At 36.4% G+C, this 20,216-nt stretch carries 15 protein-coding genes and 1 pseudogene; 7 read left to right on the top strand and 9 right to left on the bottom strand.

Annotated elements, in window-relative coordinates:
- The 3 genes from ABXH34_RS10175 to ABXH34_RS10165 all read left to right on the top strand — a co-directional run.
- Positions 1 to 321, top strand: a 321-nt coding sequence (locus tag ABXH34_RS10175) for a hypothetical protein (protein WP_353571771.1), incomplete at its 5' end; no start/stop codon positions are given.
- 148 nt (positions 322 to 469) lie between these two features.
- Positions 470 to 841, top strand: coding sequence for a hypothetical protein (locus ABXH34_RS10170; protein WP_353571770.1), 372 nt, complete (start codon positions 470 to 472; stop codon positions 839 to 841).
- A 71-nt stretch (positions 842 to 912) separates the two neighbouring features.
- Positions 913 to 1,440, top strand: a complete 528-nt coding sequence (locus ABXH34_RS10165; RefSeq protein WP_353571769.1) for a hypothetical protein — start codon at positions 913 to 915, stop codon at positions 1,438 to 1,440.
- A 13-nt stretch (positions 1,441 to 1,453) separates the two neighbouring features.
- Here ABXH34_RS10165 and ABXH34_RS10160 read toward each other — a convergent pair whose 3' ends face one another.
- The 4 genes and pseudogenes from ABXH34_RS10160 to ABXH34_RS10145 form a co-directional block, all read right to left on the bottom strand.
- The gene (locus ABXH34_RS10160; RefSeq protein ID WP_353571768.1) at positions 1,454 to 4,516 is read right to left on the bottom strand and encodes a hypothetical protein; all 3,063 of its coding nucleotides are present in this window, start codon (positions 4,514 to 4,516) and stop codon (positions 1,454 to 1,456) included.
- A 333-nt stretch (positions 4,517 to 4,849) separates the two neighbouring features.
- Positions 4,850 to 5,463 (bottom strand): annotated as a pseudogene (locus tag ABXH34_RS10155) (IS1595 family transposase); the annotation flags it as partial.
- Positions 5,464 to 5,597: 134 nt separating this feature from the next.
- Complete coding sequence (locus tag ABXH34_RS10150; protein WP_353571767.1) at positions 5,598 to 6,347, bottom strand: hypothetical protein; 750 nt, start codon at positions 6,345 to 6,347, stop codon at positions 5,598 to 5,600.
- 138 nt (positions 6,348 to 6,485) lie between these two features.
- On the bottom strand, positions 6,486 to 11,933 hold the full coding sequence (locus ABXH34_RS10145) for an AAA family ATPase (protein ID WP_353571766.1): 5,448 nt from the start codon (positions 11,931 to 11,933) through the stop codon (positions 6,486 to 6,488).
- A gap of 252 nt (positions 11,934 to 12,185) precedes the next feature.
- Between ABXH34_RS10145 and ABXH34_RS10140 the strand changes: the two genes are divergently transcribed.
- Positions 12,186 to 12,863: a PocR ligand-binding domain-containing protein gene (locus ABXH34_RS10140; protein ID WP_353571765.1), complete on the top strand. Its 678-nt coding sequence runs from the start codon at positions 12,186 to 12,188 to the stop codon at positions 12,861 to 12,863.
- A 71-nt stretch (positions 12,864 to 12,934) separates the two neighbouring features.
- On the opposite strand, the gene ABXH34_RS10135 is transcribed toward ABXH34_RS10140, so the two are convergent.
- Together ABXH34_RS10135 and rpe are read right to left on the bottom strand one after the other, a co-directional pair.
- Positions 12,935 to 13,618: a phosphoglycolate phosphatase gene (locus ABXH34_RS10135; RefSeq protein ID WP_353571764.1), complete on the bottom strand. Its 684-nt coding sequence runs from the start codon at positions 13,616 to 13,618 to the stop codon at positions 12,935 to 12,937.
- Positions 13,618 to 14,292: a ribulose-phosphate 3-epimerase gene (rpe, locus tag ABXH34_RS10130; protein WP_353571763.1), complete on the bottom strand. Its 675-nt coding sequence runs from the start codon at positions 14,290 to 14,292 to the stop codon at positions 13,618 to 13,620. Before rpe ends, ABXH34_RS10135 begins: the two co-directional genes overlap by 1 nt.
- A gap of 394 nt (positions 14,293 to 14,686) precedes the next feature.
- Here rpe and ABXH34_RS10125 point away from each other — a divergent pair, with 394 nt between their 5' ends.
- Complete coding sequence (locus tag ABXH34_RS10125) at positions 14,687 to 16,654, top strand: DNA cytosine methyltransferase (protein WP_353571762.1); 1,968 nt, start codon at positions 14,687 to 14,689, stop codon at positions 16,652 to 16,654.
- Positions 16,655 to 16,871: 217 nt separating this feature from the next.
- Here the strand turns inward: ABXH34_RS10125 and ABXH34_RS10120 are convergent, their stop codons facing one another.
- Positions 16,872 to 17,522 (bottom strand): peroxiredoxin-like family protein, encoded by a 651-nt coding sequence (locus ABXH34_RS10120; protein WP_353571761.1) that lies wholly within the window; start codon positions 17,520 to 17,522, stop codon positions 16,872 to 16,874.
- Positions 17,523 to 17,706: 184 nt separating this feature from the next.
- On the opposite strand from ABXH34_RS10120, the gene ABXH34_RS10115 reads away from it, so the two are divergent.
- On the top strand, positions 17,707 to 18,276 hold the full coding sequence (locus tag ABXH34_RS10115; protein WP_353571760.1) for a TetR/AcrR family transcriptional regulator: 570 nt from the start codon (positions 17,707 to 17,709) through the stop codon (positions 18,274 to 18,276).
- A 54-nt stretch (positions 18,277 to 18,330) separates the two neighbouring features.
- Here the strand turns inward: ABXH34_RS10115 and ABXH34_RS10110 are convergent, their stop codons facing one another.
- Entirely contained in the window at positions 18,331 to 18,705 is a 375-nt protein-coding gene (locus ABXH34_RS10110) for a site-specific integrase (RefSeq protein WP_353571759.1), read from the bottom strand.
- A 125-nt stretch (positions 18,706 to 18,830) separates the two neighbouring features.
- Positions 18,831 to 19,796: a sigma-54 interaction domain-containing protein gene (locus ABXH34_RS10105; protein ID WP_353571758.1), complete on the bottom strand. Its 966-nt coding sequence runs from the start codon at positions 19,794 to 19,796 to the stop codon at positions 18,831 to 18,833.
- 171 nt (positions 19,797 to 19,967) lie between these two features.
- Between ABXH34_RS10105 and ABXH34_RS18750 the strand changes: the two genes are divergently transcribed.
- Positions 19,968 to 20,153: a transposase gene (locus ABXH34_RS18750; RefSeq protein ID WP_502710407.1), complete on the top strand. Its 186-nt coding sequence runs from the start codon at positions 19,968 to 19,970 to the stop codon at positions 20,151 to 20,153.
- The last annotated feature ends 63 nt before the right edge of the window (positions 20,154 to 20,216 follow it).

The raw sequence follows: 20,216 nt of genomic DNA, 5'->3' as shown, positions 1-20,216 counted from the left end.
AGCGAAAAATATCAAGTTAATTATCAATGGGATGACAATGGCGCGTATCAGTTTGTGTTTGTTGATGCACAGGGCAGTGAAATCATTGAAAATTATCAAAACAATGAAAAAAAAGGAGAAAGTCGCCATCCTCAGCATCCACCAAGAGGAGAGCATAAACACCCAGCAAAGAGAGGAAATCATCCTCCACCTGAAGCCTATACTGCTTGTAAAGGTAGAAATACAGGTGATACCGCACAGTTTAAAGATCATCGTGGTGAAACAATGATTGGCATTTGTGAAGATGATAAGGGAAAACTTGTGCTTAGACCTTATCGTTAAATATTTTTAAATATCAATCACGTTTAAAATCAAGACTTGCCAAGTCTCTCTCACTTTAAAGTAAAACGACAAGCTGGTTGATTTTTTTCAATATCAGTGGTTCTCAGAGGCTGTCAGCAATATCTTAAAATATAAGGGAATCAAGATAATGTATCCATTCAAATACAAACAGCTTGTCTTAACGGTTGCAATCGCAAGCTTACTAAATCAACCATATTTAATGGCTGAAACCAGTAACCCAGCTTATTTTGATAGCACTACACAACGTCTATATGTACCCACACTTGATAAAGGTGATTTGGGACATTATACTTTGGATTTTAATGTAGCAAGTGTAGACCCTCTGACATTTGAATTGGATTTAACTTCAATAAATTCTGTTACTGCTAATAGCTATGCCAATGCTTATTACAATAGCAGCACCAGAGCAATCGCATTAAAATTTAATTCTTTTAAAATCAATCAAATAAAAAGTAGAAAGGGTGTTTTTTTACAAGATTATAAAATACCATATTTTTAACTTGTTGACTCTATAGAAAATTAAAAATCATACTATGTTTTAATGCGATTGCCCTGGCTTTTGGATGTTCTTTGGGATACATAGATGGTCAGTGGACTGATGTTCACGGTGCAGGTAGCCAGCGTAGCGACCCTAAAGCAGGTGATCCTACAGAATACCCCACTGGATTTGGCTCTCAAGGGGATGCAATTCGTATCTATAACTATGTACGTTTAGTGCGTGGTGGTATCAGTAATACCGTTTATACTGGTGGCGAAGTGCCAGTGGTTTCCAACGATACCTCGCTTTTTGAAGAACCAACTACAGACGCTCCTCCAACAGATAATTCTCAAGAAACACTGCAAACTTCACCTGAAGAAGCTACTGCGGCATGTGCTAGTTTGAGTGTAGGCGATAGTTGTACTGTGCAAACGCCAGAAAATGAGTTGGCGGGTGTATGTCAGTCAGTGGTTGATAACAGCTTGGCTTGTGTACCAGTAGATATCAATTGCTTTGAAGGTCGAGGATTGCCCTGTAGGACTGATAGTTCGAAGAGGGCTACCAATCCCAAATTACCAGCACCCTTTAAGAAGGCTAGGGACAAACCCAAGACTTCTTAGAGTTATTGCTTAATTATTGATTTGCCACCTGCGCACTCATACTTCGGATAAGAAGTTTCCAATTTTTCAATGGAGTATTGAGCAGATTTAAATGACTGGTCAAATAGTATAAACGTTGCGTTGCAGGCTTATCAGGTGCAGCTTTGAAGCGGTGGTTTAACCAATAGGGTGGAATTGCTTGATAGTACAGCGATACTTTTACTGATAACGCCTTGGTATCTGTGCCTTCAGGCAAGCTGACTTCATATTGCAACATATCTTGACCGGGGAAGTCTAACCCTTCACTACGATAATCTGGATCATCTTGAGTACCAATGGGATCGGTTGCTTCCATAAATTCGACCATTAATTCACCTTGCTCTTTGAAGCTGCTACCAAATTGCCAACCTGTAGGCAATAAACGATTATCTTTGACATGATGCACACGATGAACAAAGCTGGTGGTGAATTCATGATCACTGTTTTGATTCAGCTCTTCATAAATTTGTACCTGATCTTGGCAGGTGATTTTTTGGTAATGCGGCTGATATAGATACTTACCATCGTCACCTTTTTGATCAAGAAATTCCGTTTTTAGCGGTTTGCCTTCACCATCAATAATTACCCCTGCTGCATTGGTGCGCCCTGAAGCCCAAATGGTTGTATCTCCCTCAAGGACTTGGAACTCCAAAAAAGCTCGACGAAAAGCCACACCACTGGGGAATCGGTGTCCAACTTTATTTTTCACAGTCACGGTGGCAAGCAATTTGCCATTCTCTATTGAATTAATCTTAACACCCACATCAGCAGTTTGATGTTCTGCTTGATAGAGCATATTTTTGATGGTGAAGTCAGGTCCATTCTTCGCAAAAGTCATAGGGTCTTGTTTATGTACACCAAGTACTTCAGGAAATTGTTCAAATATTTCTAGCAAAAAGGCATTTAAACCCACATGGCTGTGACGATGGTATTCATCACGTACAGGAATATCAATGTCTTCTACAGGCAATGTGTTTTCTGTGGTGGGATAGTCAGCATCTTGAATGGTGGCAATTTTGGTTTTAATATCCTTCACTTGCACATCATTTTTAGCATCAATGGGATCGAGATGGCTTGGCATATGACAGTCTTGGCAACTGGCAAACTTTGTGTTGCCTTTTTGCGCAAAGATACTGTTTTGCCATTCTAAGAATGTAGCTTGCTCAATTGAATGATTATAGTTACTTAATAATGGATTAGTGGCGGCTTGAGTGAGAATTGGATGTTTATCCTTTGTTGAACCAATATCGGGCAAGTTGATGGTGTGACAAGTACCGCACATTTGTGAATCTTTGATATAGGGATTATATTCTGGAGTCATGCCTAAAGCATGTTGCATGGGTTTTTCTGCCACATTCTTAAATGGACCATATAAAACATCGGGATCACCCATCTTGAAACGTCCTGTGGAATGATGGAATAAGGCATAGGCAAGTTTTTTATCTGCCTTTTCACCTAACCACCTTTCTGGTGGATTCCATGCTTCTATCGCTTCTGCATTTGGCGCATCAATGTGGTGACAGATATTGCAGCTAATGCCTTCTCGTGCCAGTTCGCCATATTTGTGATAGGCATAATTATCTGGTTTTGTGTCACGACTACCTAAGGTTTCTGTAAGATAAAAGTACTCAAGTTTAAAATTGGGGTCTAAATCCGTATTACGCTGCGCGTCCATTGCCAAGCTGCGTTGCCCCATTGCACCATGACAACTCAAACAGGTATTAGTCAATTGTGCTTGATTGGCTTTTAAGCTACCCACTACTTGTTCAGGATGCTCTTTTCCATCACGCTCCAGATATGCCATCTCACTTTCTAATTGGGCATGAAAAATGGGATCGCGCCCTGCTAAGCCCATCGGTGACCAGCGCCATTCCCCAAATTCAGAAATATTGTAACCCTCACCATAATTTGAACCTGTTTTCACAAACATATCCACGCCAAAAGGAGAGCCACCTAATCCCCCATGGCAGCCTAAGCAATTACTGGAAGTAATGTAGGGTTCATGACTGTTAGGCATTGGTACAACATGATCTGCCCACCAAGAAGGGAATTTTTTCACCGCGTCTTTAGTAATTATAGGCATGGCTTTAAAGGTCTCTAAAAAGGCAGAGTTTGGTGTTTTATGTCCTTCTGGCGCAAGCTTTTGTAAACTCATATCATCACGGATATGTATACCTTTTATTTTTTTATAATCTGCTAAATCATCAGCAGTCCAAGGCAATTGTGGCTTTTCCAACATGAAATGTGTTTTGACAAAAGGATCATTTTTAATCAAGGATAGTGGATATTTTTCAAAATGGGCTTGAGTGCGCCAAGAATTATCGACATGAAAACGCAAAGGAGCTTCTTCGGGCAAAAAGCCTTTTATATTTTGCAGAGTGATAAAGGTAGATTCACGTTCTGCAGAAGCATGGCAACGCAAGCACATACCACCAAAACTTGAATATAATTCATGCGAATAATCGTCAATTTGCCTTTTTATAGCTGCTTTTATTGACTCTCCCTCTTTTGGCGCACCAGGCCCACCCCAGAACCAACCATCGGCTGAAGCTTCACTATCTCGGATCATCACAGTCCAAGCACTAATGAGTTTGGTTAACATTGCTTCATACGCTTCTGGTGCATTTTTGTATTGTGGTGCATGTTCTAATTCTTGATACAGCACAGCAGGAGGGGAAAACATCTCTTTAATAATCATTGCACCATCAGGTAGCTTACCTTTACGCCCATTTACTAACCATTGGATTACTTCTGGGGAGTAATAAATGCGTACCGCAGGGTGTGTGCCATAATAATGACCTTCAACAAAAGACCCCGTATCTCGCACTTCCTTATCAACCGCCCAACCCAATTGAGCATAACGGCGTTCCATCAACCAACGATAGAGTTGTGCTTCATAATCAGCCAAGGGCAAGTTGCTGGGTAATGGAAGTTGAGCGGGTTGACCATAATTGATATTGGTATACGCTGAACTGAGCGCGGGAAAACCTATCGCGCCAAGGAGAGTTAAAACCAAACCTAGATGTAGGCATAGCTTGATATGATAAAGTTTTAACATATAATTTCTATCCTGTTATTAAGGGTAAATATTATGCTGTGCTTCAGCATTTACGTATTCCAGAGTTTACATAAACTCTCAAACAGGATTTATCATAACTTAAACTAAAATATAGTTGGCAAATAAATTAGCTAAATCAACTCCCTAAATTATTTATGAATTTAAAATAACGAAATCTATTTTATTTATCATAATTTATTATCTATTCAAGCAATACAACTAAGTTAAAAATCATTTGTTATAAAAAATTAAAAATATCAAAGTCAAGAAGGTTTTCAACTGTTTTTGACCCCTTACAAATAATGCTTTGAAAGCATACTAATTCCTGATTACCTATAAATAATGATCAGCCAAAATAAGAAAGCGATAAGGCAAGGGATGCGTTCTGAGAGCGACAAAAGCTAAACGAGGTAGTAAAGGTCAAGTTGAAAGCGGCGATTAAACCGATAGCAAAATTCAGCTAAGTAGCGAGGAAGATGTTTATGTTGAATTGCATGATAGACTCCAATGATAGCGGTTTTAACATTAGCAATCATGGTATTAACCCAAGTAAACTGCTCAAGTGTTACGCTATGAGTCCCCCCACCAGTTATAATACGAGTGTGCTTGCAACCGTGTTTTTGAACCGCCTTAAAGCAAGTTAAACCATCAGAGACAACTTCACACTCTGTACTGAGATGGTGTTCAGTCCAAGCTGCAATCTCCTTAGTTTTGAACCCTTCAACAACATTCATATTCATCGAGATAGGATGAGTATCTTGATTTAGACAAACCGCCGCAACAAATGGCACTTTATTAGTTGATGCAAATATTGTCTGACTTGTTAAGGAGTGTTGATGATGGCATTTATTGCATTGGTATACTTTCCTACTCTTTAGTTTACAATTTTCTACAGCTCCACATTTTGGACATACGTAACCATTTGGAAATTTCCAATTAAACAAGGCCTCTTAACAGTTAGGACTGCCAGTCCTGTATCACTTTAAAATCAAATGACTATATCCCACAGAACCATTGTTAAAAGATAAATTTATTTTCTTAAAATTCAGTCGGCGTATACAACAAAAATTCAGCATATTCTCTACAAATCAAAAGAAACATATAACATTGGACTCATATCCCAGTTTCTATCTTCTGATGGTAAATTATTTACTACGTCAACTTGCAAACCAACCGAAGCATTAAATAACAAATGATCTTTGTCGACAAAATTCTTAAGCGGTAAACGTAACTGAGGCTTGGTGATGAAAATATCTTTTTCATCATCTTCCCAGTATTCGACAAAACCCTTAGCCAACCAATCTAAATTGGCCATACGAAATGGCTGAGCCCAAAAATATAAAGCATAGAAGCTGGTTTTCTGAGTTTTTTCCTCACGCACCACTAAATCTAATTGGCTATGACCATGATTAGGATGGCCTGCGAAATCAATCGAAATACCATAGAAAAAAGTGCGATTATCATAGTTTGTATCGACATATTGCGCGGTTAAATACAATTCGCCTAAATGATTACTCGGTAATATTTTGCGTTTTAACACATTATCTAAACTAACTCGAGTCACATATTTAAAATAATACATATCAATGTCAGTAGATAAATCAGGTTGACCCAGTAAGTCCACAATAAATAAATTATCGCCATATTTCCATTTAGAAAAATTTTCCCAAACGAGCTTTAATTGGTCACTTTCAGCAGGTTTTCGATTGTGGCTATAGTGCAATAAGACCTCAGAATGTGAAAAATATTCAGGTTGTTCTTCCGCGTAAGTGAATAAACTATAGCTACTCAAGGCTAAGCCTAGCAAATAGATTGTGAGTATTTTATACATTGAACTAATTCTCCCCCAGCTTTTGACGTTTAATTATCATATATTATTGATTATATTAGTAACATAGAGTATAAAAAGTACTGTTAAAATGAATATATCTTATAAATTCACCATGATTTTATTTCATAAATATACAGATTATTTATTTTTAGCCTGAAAAGAAGCTATTAAATCACTAATCGTATCCATGTCAAACTGAGTCATCAGCGTATTAAGTTGTTCTACAATAGGTAATAGCATTGGATCATCTTGCTCAATCAATTGCTTAATGACAAAATGAATGGCCTGAAAGTCACCCATCATGCTCGCTTCATAAAGTGCATCTATGGTATTACTAGGTAATAAACTCAGACTCTCAAAAATGTCAGCATCAGAATGTTCTATATTGTACTTAAGCTGTTTATGCTGATTTTGAATTGGGGTGACTGCCTCAAAGCTGGCAATATTCGCCAATAGCAAATCAATTTGGCAGCAGCTTCCTACATTTAATTCACTTTGGATTTGTAAACACCCATTCATTGCTTCAATTGCACGTTTTGCTAAAGACAAACCTAAGCCTGCTCCTTCCGATTTATTTTCCCAACACTCAACTTGCTCAAAAGGGGTGAAAATACGTTGTAAATCATTTTGACTCATACCAATACCTGTATCTTGAGTCTCAAAACGCAATTTATCGTCAACCACATGCACCGAAAAATGGATTGAACCTTTGTTAGTAAATTTCACCGCATTACTTAAAATATGAATCAATGTTTGGCGTAAACGTTGGATATCTACAAAAATCATTGCTGGTACATCATCAGTCAATTCATATTCAAAATTTAAGGCCTTCTGTTTAGCTTGTTGCGAAAAAATCTGCGTTAAATCAGCCAAAAATTGCTTTAAATAAACATCTGAAGGAGTTAACTTTAATTGTTCTGTTTCAGCTTTAGACAACTCTAAAATATCATTCACCAAAGTTAATAAATAGTTACCACTACTACGAATGATTTTCACACTTTCCTCTAAAATATCAGATTGAATATGAGTCAACTCTGCTTCCAATAATTGTGCATAACCTAAAATGCCATTGAGTGGAGTGCGTAATTCATGGCTCATATTGGCTAAAAATGCAGTTTTCATTTGATTCGCTGATTCTGCTGTGTGACGAGCAGCTTCTAATTCAGCAACAAACTGTGCATTTTCTAAAGAAATGGCCATTTGAGTAGATAATAAAGTGAGGACTTTTAAGCGATTAGGTGTGAAAACATCTTCTGCCAGATTATTCTCCAAATACATGACTCCAACCAATTGATTAGCATGAATAATTGGGGTGCATAAAATAGATTTAACATTATGTTCTTGAATATAAGCATCATCCGTATACATTCCTTCTTTGGCCGCATTGGATAACACCACACTATCCCGAGTGCGTACCACGTAATACACTAACATTTTAGGTAAATAGGATTGAATAGGTAAAGATTGTAGCGTGGTAATTTGCTCAGTATCTGCTTCTCCCATGGCCTCAATTGTCCATTCTTCTTGGTTTTTTAACACCAAACATCCACGTTGAGCTCCTGCATTTTCGATCACAATACGCAACATTTTTTCTAATAAACTATCTAAAACGATTTCTTCTGATAAGGTTTGTGCTGCTTTCATCACGCTATCAAAATCAAGTAACATCAATGCAGCACTGCTTTGACCTGCAGCCATATAAGTTGATGAGGCCAATATGGTTGTTGTCGTTGTATTATCTCCACTTGGCAAATGTGGTGCTTCAAACCAGTCACTATATTGTTTTTCTAATAAGCTTACTTTGGCCACTGCGCCCCATTGCTGGTAATGATAATGTGCATCTTTTAAGTAAAGTTGAGCATTTTTATCCATACCTTGATTAATATAAAATTTAGCAATCAGCTCATAAGCTAAACCTGCTTCATGAATAAAGTGATATTTTTGAGCACTTTTAATCGCTTTTTCATATAATTGGATCGCTTTCCATTTTTTACCTTTGACTCGCTCAATTTCAGCACAAACTAATTCATACTTGTGAAGAAAATTATGAGGATTGTTTTTTGCCCAAATTTTTAGCTGATTGCGATGTTGTTTCACTTTACCCCAATAAGCCGTTCTATCTTGTTTATCCGAACAAACTGCCAGTAACGCCAATGCTTGGTAAAAGCAGTGTTCAGCATTTGGAAACATACTTGCAATAAATACCAACCCAGATTTAGCTCGTTCAAGATAGTCAATGGCCTGCTCATAATCTCCCATAAAATAAGCTAACTGGCCTTTTAATACTTGGTAATAAGCACTGGCATTTCTGGTTTTATGGGTTTCACATTGCTGCATATACTCGTTTTCATCAAATACCTGTGGTTCATTGAGTAAAGTTTTAATAATATATTGTTCAGCTAAAAGTGAGTCTAAAGGCCACCAATTATGGGTTTTTTGATTAAAGCTAATACCTTTTTCTGCTTCCATAAGCACGGTGTGTAAATGATGGCCTTGTGACAATGAGTACCATGCCTTCCATGATATGCTATAACCTGTATATTGTAAGTCACCGCTTTCTAAGCCTTTTTGGTACGCATATTCCAAAGCATCAATTGCTTGTTGTAATGGTTTCACCCATGCTGTGATTAACACAGATGAAGTTCCATAGGCTTGGCATTTATTACTATTGAATTGTTCACTGAGTTTTTGAGCTACCAAACTGAGTTCATAGCCCATTTTATAATCTTGGGTAACTAAGCCGACAATCGTACCATAAACATTGTAACAAGCCGCAGTTTCAGGCACATTGCCGTGTTTTAGGGACATTTCCGCAAATACACTACTGACAACAAACCAAAAAGGTTTTTGATATAAATAACCCGCTAAAGTGGTATAACGCAATAATGGCATTATAATATGTAATTTTGGGTCTGTAATCACTGGTTTATGCAGTAGTTCACTAATCGGTTGTTGTGCAAACATCTCTTGAACCCGAGCAAAAATTATTTTAAATTCAGCCTCTAAGTTATCTCTAGGCAAATCAACCCCTAGCAATGACAGTGCTTTACATCCAATATCTATTGCTTGCTTAGGCTCACCTGAAACGATATTTTTAATAACCAGCAAATTATATAATTGTGCTTTATCAATAGCGGTTTGTGCTTGTTCAATTGTTAAATTAGCCCAATAATCAACTGCGTCATAATTTCCTGTTAAATATTCAATTTCTGCCCGCTGTTTATGTAGTGCATAAACCAGTTCATAATCTGTATGCCAATCACTTTGCAATACATCTTGCATTCCTGCTTCAATATACATTTTTGCTGAACTATAAGCAGTTGACTGAGTTGATTTTTTGCTGGCTTGTAAATTCAATTCCATTAGCTGTCTTTGTTCATACGCTTCATCAATAAATTCTCGTCCTAAATTTAAATGATCGACAATGGCAAAAATATCATCTTCTTTACACTGGCTATTGGCTAATAATAAGCGGCCAATTTCTAAATGAATAATTTGGCGGTTATTTTGTGGGATTAATGAATAAGCTGCTTGCTGAATTCGATCATGTTGAAATCTAAAAATAGCGTCGGCTTGTAAGCTTGAGTCAAACAAAATATGCCGTTCACTCAACGATAATAATAAGCCTTCAGTCACAGCAGGCCACAACACATTTAAGGTGGTTTCTGGTGGTTTTGTGTAAATAACCGATAATGTATTTAAATCAAATTTATTACCCATACAAGCGGCTAATTTTAAAATACTTTGGACTTCACTGCTAAAGGTTTTTATTTTATTAGCAAGTAAATCTACTACATTGTCGGTCATATTTTTAGCTTGAATCTTAGCCACATCCCATTGCCAGAGCTGTTTAGCGAAATCAAACCAAAGTAATTGCTCATCATATAATGCTTTAAGGAAGGCATTACTAAAAAACGCATTACCTAAAGTTTTACTGTATAAAATATCGGTAAGTACATCAACTTCTTTAGGTTGACAATGCAATGTATCTGTAACTAATTGATTAACATCATATTCAGATAGATTTTTCAAACTGAATGTTTTTAATATTACTGCATGGGTTTGTAATTCTTTGACTGCTTGGATAAAGGGATGGGTGTCGTCTACTTCATTATCTCGATATGCCCCAATCACCAGTAAATACTGAATTTGGCTATCAATCAATAATTGACGGATTAAATTGAGAGAAGCGGCATCTGCCCATTGCCAGTCATCAATAAATAAAATCAGTGGATGTTCAGCTTGACAAATAGCGCACATAAACGATTGAAATACCAAATTAAAACGATTTTGAGCTTCTTTTGCACCAACGATTGCTACTGGTGGTTGCTCTCCTAATACCAGTTCCAAATCAGGAATCATATCAATTAAAACTTGGCTATTTGCGCCAACCGCGTCTAAAATTTTTCTACGCCATTGATTGAGTTGTTGTTCTGATTCTGTGAGTAAATAACGGCAAAATTCGTTGAATGCTTGGATAAAAGCAGAATAAGGCATATTGCGTTGATATTGGTCAAATTTACCTGCTGCAAAATAACCACGTTTAGCCGTCATGGGTTTATGTACTTCATGCACTAATACAGATTTGCCTACCCCAGAATAACCCGCAACGAGCATCATTTCGGTTGTACCAACCGTAACACGTGCAAATGCTTGTAATAGCTGTACTATTTCAGCATCTCGACCATAAAGTTTTTGTGGAATTTGAAATTTTCCAATGAAATCTTGTTGGGCTAATTTAAATTCTGGGACGGATTCTTGGTCTAATTTCTGCAATAGTTGTTCTAAATCTGCATTTAAACCATAAGCTGATTGATAGCGATCTTCTACATTTTTTGCCATCAATTTCATGACCATATCGGATAAAATAGGCGGTATTTGTGAGTTAATTTGATGCAGTGAAGCAGGCGTTTTGGCAATATGACAATGAATCAGTTCTAGCGAATCATCGCTGTTAAAAGGCAAGGTCTGGGCTAATAACTCATATAAAGTCACACCCAATGAGTACAAATCTGTTCGATAATCAAGGCTACAATTCATCCGTCCTGTTTGTTCAGGCGAGATGTAATTAAGAGTGCCTTCTAGGTGTTCAGGATTTTTTAACGTTGGATTTTCACGCGGTAAAATAGTAGAAATCCCAAAGTCAATCAATTTTGCTTGTTTTAGCTCAGAATTCCAAAGGATATTAGCAGGACAAATGTCTTTATGAATAATATTTGCATTATGAATTTGGATTAAAGCAGAACTGATTTGAATCGCAATATTGAGAATGGTTTTAATATTGAACGGCTCAGATTTTATCCAGTCGCGCAATGCCATACCACCAACATCTTCAAGTACGATCATTAAGGAATGTTGATACTGTTCAATACTATAGGCTTTAATTACGCCTGATAAATTAAGCTGTTTAAGAATATCATACTCTTGACGGTATCGGCTTAGCTCCGTTGATGTAGGATAATCCTGCTTAAACATTTTTAATATCACAGGCTGACTGTTTTTTTTATTTTGGCCGCGATACACCACAGAATTGTTGCTTTCACTGATTTTTTCTAAACAATTATAGTTTGGCAATTGCAGCAGCATGTTAAACCCTCTCACCCAGATTTAAGGAATAACCTTATTTTTAATATGGTAAAAAAAAACAATTATCCCAAAAAAATTAATCGTCAAAAAATATTATTTATGATAATTAATTCTATTAACTTACTATAAAAATTCTATTGTTATATTTTAATTGTTTATAAATTTTTTCTATTACTTCTTGTTTTATCTGAATATATAAGCAAATTATATGCTATATATTTAGTTTAGCATGTTCTAATGGGGTATCTAATTATGATAAAAAACCATAGCTTGTTTGATAAATTCTTTAATAAATCCATTATCCAACAGATTCAGGATGATTTTGCGACTAAAACAGGGGTTGCTTCTATTATTTCTGATCTGAAAGGTGCACCTTATACTAAACCCAGCAATTTTAGTAAATTATGTACTTATATTAGAGAAACACCTAAAGGTGGGGCAAATTGTATGCATTCTGATAGTGTTATTGGAAAGCAAGCCAGTCGTAGCCGTCCCCATATTCAGCCATGCTTAAGTGGAGGCTTATGGGATGCAGGTGCTTGTTTATATGTTGGGGATATTCATGTTGCTAATTGGTTAATAGGCCAAGTGATGAATGAGGCTCAAGACTTAGCTAAGATGCTGGATTATGCAAAGAAAATAGATATGGATCAGGAAAAATTCAGCTATGCTATGACTCAAATTACCGTAATGACTGAAGAACAATATACCCACACTTGCCAAGCATTGTTTATTTTTGCTAACGTTGTTTCGGAGTGTGCTGCTTACGAGAAAGATTTATCGCTTTCAGATATGGAAGTTTTGCTACAAAATAAAAAATCTGAATTGACCACTTTAATTGAGCAAGAACCAATTTTAGATTCAATATGGCCAGTGTGGGCAGAATTAGAAATTGCTGCAAAACAATATCAGTTAGCTCCTGATTTATGATTTTTAACAGTATTTAAAGAAGCTGAAGCCAGACAGATATTTCATAATGTATTTTGTCTGGCTCATGATTTTTAGGCAGGATTTTGTAATAATTGAGGTAATTGAGTAAAAGAATCAATCACGCTGTCAGGATTTGCTTCACGAATATCTATCCCATGATTATAGCCATAATTGACACAAATCACCGCACCAAACTCAGCATTACGGGCGGCTTTAACATCAGTCATAGAATCACCAATCATTAAAGCTTTACTCGGTGTAACTGAAAAATGTGCAGCACTATGCAACAATGGCATTGGATCAGGTTTTTTCTTAGGCAAACTATCACCACTAACCACCAATTGAAAATAATCTAAAATACCGACTTTTTCTAATAACGGTGTGGTGAATTGCTGAGCTTTGTTAGTAATACAAGCAATCGTAAAACCTTCTTGTTTCAACCAATCCAAACCTTCTTTAACACCATCATACAATTGGCTATGACGGCCATTACATTCTGCATAGCTGCCTTTGAAAATATGCAAACCTTGCTCAAATAAATCAGCTTCTGGCTCAGCATCCATATCATCAGCTAATGCACGTTTAACCAATTTTTCAATTCCATTCCCCACCCATTGGCGCACTTTCTTTTCACCGGGTTGCGGCAATTCTAACGCCATCATCATGTGGTCAACTGCGTAGGAAAGGTCGGGCACACTGTCAACTAAAGTGCCATCTAAATCAATCAGGACTAGCTTAGGTGTAAATGTACTCATTATGCACCTGCTTTGGCCAATTCAGCCCGCATTTGGTCGATGGTTGCTTTATAGTCATCCGTTCCAAAAATTGCAGAACCTGCCACAAAAGTATCCGCACCTGCTTCAGCAATTTCACGAATATTATTAATTTTGACCCCACCATCGATTTCTAAACGAATATCTCGACCGCTTTCATCAATCATTTTACGCGCTTGACGTAATTTATCTAATGCGGTTGGAATAAAGCTTTGTCCACCAAAACCTGGATTCACAGACATAATTAAAATCATATCAATTTTGTCCATGACATATTGCAAGTAATCTAGAGACGTTGCTGGGTTGAATACTAAGCCTGCTTTACAACCATTATCATGAATCAATTGCAAAGAACGATCGACATGTTCAGAACCTTCTGGATGAAAAGTGATATAGCTTGCGCCAGCTTTAGCAAAATCTGGGATAATGCGATCAACAGGTTTCACCATCAAATGCACATCAATATCCGCAGTTACACCATGTTTGCGTAATGCACTACAGACCAACGGGCCAATAGTCAAATTCGGTACATAGTGATTGTCCATCACATCAAAATGCACCACATCTGCACCACTAGCTAATACCTTATCTACTTCCTCGCCCAAACGTGCAAAGTCAGCCGATAAAATTGAAGGGGCAATTAAATAATCTGCCATGAGATTCTCCTTTGATCGTTGTTTCATTATTATGCTTTATTTAGAGGTAATTTTTAATGGGTATTCAGTGATAAGTCAAGTTGATTTATATGGTGATTTTAGACCTAAGCTTTAGTAAATACACTATTTTTAGTTAGCAAACAGTAGGCTAGCGAGATAAATTAGTTTTTTGGAATATATGAAATTATTTCTATGCTTATATAGAATAAATCAATGATTTTGTTAGGGCTGGCAATCTTAAATCAATCAACTGCTAGGAGAAATAAATTTTGGACACCTCTTTAAACTTGATACAATAATGTAAAACGAATTGCAGAATAGTTCAAAGCTTTCATAACTTACACATCACATTCCTTTTCCAAAAAATTATTTTCAAATCCTTGATTAAACAATTATGACAGATATTAGATTTATTGACTTATTTGCAGGTATTGGTGGTTTTCACTTAGCATTAGAATCCCTGAGGGCAAAATGTGTTTTTGCCTCAGAAATTGATAAATTTGCTCGTGAGACATATATTCACAACTTTTCGAAAACCAATACCAACTTATTTGAACAAGGTCAATTTAATCAAGATATAAGAACAGTCGATTATAACGAAATACCTGATTTTGATATTTTATGTGCAGGCTTTCCATGTCAACCCTTTAGCCAAGCAGGTCATAAAAAAGGTTTTGAAGACGATCAAGAACGTGGCAATTTATTTTATGTTATTGCCGATATTATTCAGGAGAAAAAGCCTTCTGCTATTTTTTTAGAAAATGTACGCCATTTGATAAATCATGATAAAGGTAATACATTTAAAACCATTCGCCATATTCTTGAGGAGGAGTTAGGTTATTCTTTTCATTATAAGGTTTTGAAAGCATCTGACTTTGGGCTTCCACAGCATAGACCAAGGGTGTTTATTGTCGGTTTTAAAGACGAAGCTATTTTAAGTCAATTTGAGTTCCCTAAACCGATTCCACTTATGATAACAATGGATGATATCTGGGGTGGGAAATGTAATAAAAAAATTGGCTTTACATTGCGGGTTGGAGGTAAAGGCTCTGGGATTGATGATCGTAGAAATTGGGATGGTTATATTGTTGATGGGGAGGTTAAACGGATTTCTCCTATTGAAGGCAAGAAAATGCAAGGTTTTCCTGCTGAATTTGAATTCCCTGTTTGTCGCACACAAGCAATGAAGCAGTTAGGAAATAGCGTTGCTGTACCTGTTATTAAGCATATTGCAATGGAAATTATCCAGCATTTACGAAAGAAAGCTAATTCTGGTTTTCATAGTATCAACACCCAGCAAAAATTTAACAAGGGCGAATGGAGTGAACTGTACACATTTTTAAAAATCCTCAGTGATAATAAATTGCAGCTTGCAAACCCAGATTTAAGTTTAAAAACTGAAAGTTTAACTGTGCAAAAAGTGATAAGCCCACATAACAATCGAAGCTATACCTTAGATAAAAAAGTAGTTACAGTTGCAGATAGCAACTCAGAACAAGAGTTGAAAGTCATTGATGATATTAAAACCTTAGTAAATCTTGATGAAATGTTGAGTACGATTAAGATGGCAAAAGGCGCTTCTTTTTCATTGGATGAATATGAGATCATTAGCAATGAATTAGGTTATAGAATAACTAAAGCTGCAAGTTTTGAGAAATCTGATATTCATCTACAAATATACCATCCTGAATTATTTCCAATTAGCCAGTTACAAGGGTTTAGTATTAAATCTATGTTGGGTATGCCATCAACATTATTTAATGCTTCATCAAGTACAAATATAATCTATCAAATAGATGGTTTTAAAGGAAGTATTGAAACTATAAACCAGATTAAAACGTGGCACAAAATTCGAGATAGATTGGAAGTGATTCTTGAAAATAGCCAGTCTATTAATTATGAAACCACGGAAAAAGCTATTTTTAAAAATAATCTCAAGAAAATTGATTCTGTGATGGATATAATCGTATCTGAAATGTTATTAATTTTTTATCAAGGTAAAGCAAATACCTTAAAAGATATTTACCTTGCACTTTTGAGTTCTAGCCCCTTAATCGAGATGGGTTTGAATTCAGAATTATTATTGCTAAAACTTAAAAAGTTATTACTTTCTATTGCATTAGGCTTATTTCCAACTAAAGAATGGTCAGGGTTTTATAGTACAAATGGCTGTATTATCGTTAAGGAAGATGGAGAGCTAGCAACATTTCACATTATTGATGAAGAAAATTTTGCTAGCTATTTATTTGAAAATACTAAGCTAGATACACCTTCATCATCTCGCCATCGATTTGGAATGCTCTACCAACAAGACAAACAAGTTTTCTTTAAGCTCAATCTCCAAATTCGTTTTATTCATTGATGAAACACAAATATAGTTTGCTCAAGCCGTAAGAAGAGTGGTTGTTTTTCAACAAAGAAATCATAAATTTCTTGCTATATTAGTAATACTGAAAGCTTGAATGATAAGAGCCGAATGACCAAGAGTTTTACGCTTGGTTCTGGGAGAGCCTCAAGAGGTAGTTTCTTGGGGCTTCGATCCATTTTTATTCTTTTTGCAAATACTCAAGCTTGAGTGACTATGTGAGAGATTTAAGCTTTTTTACAATATCTGTTGGCTCTGCACGCAAAGTATAATCTGCATCAATTACAGCAAAAACAATATAGCCGTCTGCGTCGACAATAAAAGTTGCAGCAAGCGGTAAATCAAATTGCCCTTTCCCATTATGCTTTTCAATCTCGATGCCAAAGCTTTCATAAACTGGGCGTAATTCTTCTGGCAAGGTAAAGACAAGGCCTAATTCTCTAGCATAATCAGAGTTAGTATCTGTCAGCACTTCAAATGCAAGTTCATTTTTTTCAGAAGTTGACAGCGATTCATCAGGTAATTCAGGCGTAATCGCCACCAAAATCGCCCCAGCGGCCTTAATATCTTGCAAGACTTCCTGATAAGCACGTAATTCAAGATTGCAATATGGGCACCATCCACCTCGATAAAAGGTAACCACCACTGCCCCTTTTTGTCTTAATTGAGCAAGGTCACGCGTATCACCAAGATGGTTTGATAATCTAAAATCTTTTAACGTTTCTCCAACTTTAGGTGCACCCTCAATGATGCCAGATTGACTTAAGGTTTTTATGTCATTAAGTATAATATCGACTGCTTGTTTTGGAAGAGCAGCGATATTCTGGGCTTTTAATGTGGCTAGTTGTTCTTGAAGGCTCATCATATTTTCCTTTTTGATTGAATGCCGTTTGGATTACTTCATATTTTCAAGCAAGTTAAACTTGAACGATTATTCAATATAAAAGCTAAGCAGTTTTTTGTCAATAACTTTTTGAACGATTATTCAAATTGCTTGTATAATATAATCATATTGTTTAGAAATTGAATATAAATAATGGAGGTCAGTCATGGCAAGAATCCAATTTGATAGAAATGACATCATTGATAAATCGATCCAACTTTTTTGGCAACATGGTTTTAGCGCGTCATCAATGCAGCAAGTTGTCAAAATTACAGGGCTTAAACCGGGGTCAATTTATCTGGCTTTTGGCAATAAAGAAGGTTTATTTCGTGAAGCGTTAAATAGTTATGCCCAGAAAGCCATTGTACAAATACGCAAAACTTTGGATAGTGCACCCAGTGTTGGGGAAGGAATTTGTATACTTTTTGAGCAAATTATTCAGGAATCCACACGAGAAAATTATTGCAGTTGCTTTCTGATTAAAACCCAACTTGAATTGGCGGCAGAGGGAAATAAATTGCATGAGCTTGCGTCTGATAAATTAGAGGAGGTTGAGGTGCTATTCCAAAATTATCTTGAAAAGGAGTTTGGCAAAATAGAAAGTCAGCAGCGTGCAGTGAGTCTGATGTTACATATTTTTGGATTGCGTATTTATGGCTATCGACAAGGCTCTGTTAATAGTATGCGCCAAGGGGTACGCGCTGGATTGCCTTGGCTACCTTGGTCTGACATTTAAGTTTGAAAAGGGCGACGTGATTTTGTTGATTATCAAAAAGGAAAATAGTACAAACTATTTACGTTTAAAGCTCTTCATCAATTTTTCATTTATAAAGCCTTTTTCTGTGTTTAAAAACACAAAGAATTTCTTGACTGCAGTTTTTACTTCGCTTTCAGTTGCATCACCTATTTTGCTGTTATACCAGCTCCTAAAGTAGCTATTTGCTTGACCAACAGTAATTTCATTCATGTTTTTAAGCGCACAGTCATAACATAAAAAATCTATTAATAAGCCAATGATTACAGAATGTTTGCGGGCTGTTCTTTCTGATACTTTTTGTAATAAATGGGTTTCAAACTCACCTTGAAGGCCTTCCAAATATTCACGGCATTTTATATCGTTAGGAAATTGAATTTGGTGGATGATAGTTTGGGGTTCTTGTTCCATAGATATAATCTTTTTTATTAGGTAATGACATGATATTTCTCCCAATTACTTGGGGAATTTACTTAAAGCAGTCTACATCATCAATGTTTGAATGTCGTCAAAACTTTAAGTCATGAAGCCTTTGCTTAACTAATTGCATATTTCTTCATTCGATACAACAATGTATCCCGTGTCAAACCTAATAAACGTGCGGCTTGACTACGATTTCCATAAGTTTTACTCAAGGCTTGTTGAATCATTTGCTGTTCCAAATCTTGTAAATCAATCCCTGCTTCAGGCAATTCAAATTGTCCCAAACTGATTTTGAGATTAGAAAAAGTGGTTTTGGCTTGAAAATCATGCGGTAAATTACTTGGCTCAATCGTTTGTCCACTGAGTAAAATTAACATCCGTTCACAGAAGTTGCGTAATTCTCGGATATTACCTTGCCATGAATGCTGTTTTAATAACTTCAATGTGGCTTTGCTATAAATTGGTGCAGATAATTGGTGTTTATCTGCAAGCTGCTGAGTAATCAAGTTAATTAATAAACAGATATCTTCACTGCGCTTACGCAATGGTGGTAATTCTAACGGCACGATATTTAACCGATAATACAAATCTTGACGGAATTCACCTGTTTGAGATAAAGCATATAAATCTCGGTGGGTTGCGGCAATCACTCGCGTATCAACTTTTTCCATTTGTTGTTGGCCGACGGGTTGGCATTCTCCTGATTCTAAAAAACGCAGTAGTTTAGCTTGAATTGATAAGGGTAATTCGCCAATTTCATCTAAAAATAATGTACCGCCTTGCGCTGCTTGAATTTTACCTTGCTGATGTTGGATTGCACCTGTAAACGCGCCTTTACGATGTCCGAATAGTTCCGATTCAACTAATTGTTCAGGCAATGCCGCACAGTTAATAATAATGAATGGCTTGTTAGCTCTGAGGCTGTGGGCATGAATGGCGTGTGCAAGCAACTCTTTACCCGTGCCGCTTTCACCTAATAATAATGCGGTGGCATCTGTCCGCGCAACGATTTCCGCAGCACGTAGGGTATTGGCGAATTCTGCGGATGTTCCGAGTAATTGTTGAAATGCGTTAGTCATTGAATGTCCGAACTGTATTAGCAAAGTTGCATAATTATAAATTCATTAAGCGTTTTGGTGCAATGTATCTATTATCTAATACTTGGCCAAAGTTGATAAATTCCTGGGTAGCCCTAGACAAGTAGTGATATGTTGATATTATATTTTAAATCAAGAAATTAAGAGCAAAGAATGTCAACATGTCCAAAATGTAGTTCAGCAAATTGTGTGAAAAATGGAACGATTCATAATAAAAAACCGAAAATGATGTGTAAAGATTGTGGCAGACAGTTTGTAAAAGAGCGAATAAAGACAGAAATAACCGAAGAAAAAAGGCTAAACTCACAGTTCAAATGGATGAGCTGTGGTCATTTGTAGACAACAAAGGCAATAAACTGGTCGCTTTAGATGTACCAACCCGCCAAATTATTGGTTTACATA

Origin of the sequence: Candidatus Albibeggiatoa sp. nov. BB20 (assembly GCA_016744725.1) — a bacterium.
Classification (GTDB): Bacteria; Pseudomonadota; Gammaproteobacteria; order Beggiatoales; family Beggiatoaceae; genus Albibeggiatoa.
Note: the sequence above shows the minus strand (reverse complement) of the source record. Positions and strands in the feature narration are given on the sequence as shown.

Coding starts and splice junctions, on each gene's coding strand:
- ABXH34_RS10145 (WP_353571766.1), bottom strand. CDS start 11,933: ATGCTGCTGCAATTGCCAAACTATAATTGTTTAGAAAAAATCAGTGAA.
- ABXH34_RS10125 (WP_353571762.1), top strand. CDS start 14,687: ATGACAGATATTAGATTTATTGACTTATTTGCAGGTATTGGTGGTTTT.
- ABXH34_RS10160 (WP_353571768.1), bottom strand. CDS start 4,516: ATGTTAAAACTTTATCATATCAAGCTATGCCTACATCTAGGTTTGGTT.
- ABXH34_RS18750 (WP_502710407.1), top strand. CDS start 19,968: ATGTCAACATGTCCAAAATGTAGTTCAGCAAATTGTGTGAAAAATGGA.
- ABXH34_RS10115 (WP_353571760.1), top strand. CDS start 17,707: ATGGCAAGAATCCAATTTGATAGAAATGACATCATTGATAAATCGATC.
- ABXH34_RS10170 (WP_353571770.1), top strand. CDS start 470: ATGTATCCATTCAAATACAAACAGCTTGTCTTAACGGTTGCAATCGCA.
- ABXH34_RS10140 (WP_353571765.1), top strand. CDS start 12,186: ATGATAAAAAACCATAGCTTGTTTGATAAATTCTTTAATAAATCCATT.
- ABXH34_RS10120 (WP_353571761.1), bottom strand. CDS start 17,522: ATGATGAGCCTTCAAGAACAACTAGCCACATTAAAAGCCCAGAATATC.
- ABXH34_RS10105 (WP_353571758.1), bottom strand. CDS start 19,796: ATGACTAACGCATTTCAACAATTACTCGGAACATCCGCAGAATTCGCC.
- ABXH34_RS10150 (WP_353571767.1), bottom strand. CDS start 6,347: ATGTATAAAATACTCACAATCTATTTGCTAGGCTTAGCCTTGAGTAGC.
- rpe (WP_353571763.1), bottom strand. CDS start 14,292: ATGGCAGATTATTTAATTGCCCCTTCAATTTTATCGGCTGACTTTGCA.
- ABXH34_RS10110 (WP_353571759.1), bottom strand. CDS start 18,705: ATGGAACAAGAACCCCAAACTATCATCCACCAAATTCAATTTCCTAAC.
- ABXH34_RS10135 (WP_353571764.1), bottom strand. CDS start 13,618: ATGAGTACATTTACACCTAAGCTAGTCCTGATTGATTTAGATGGCACT.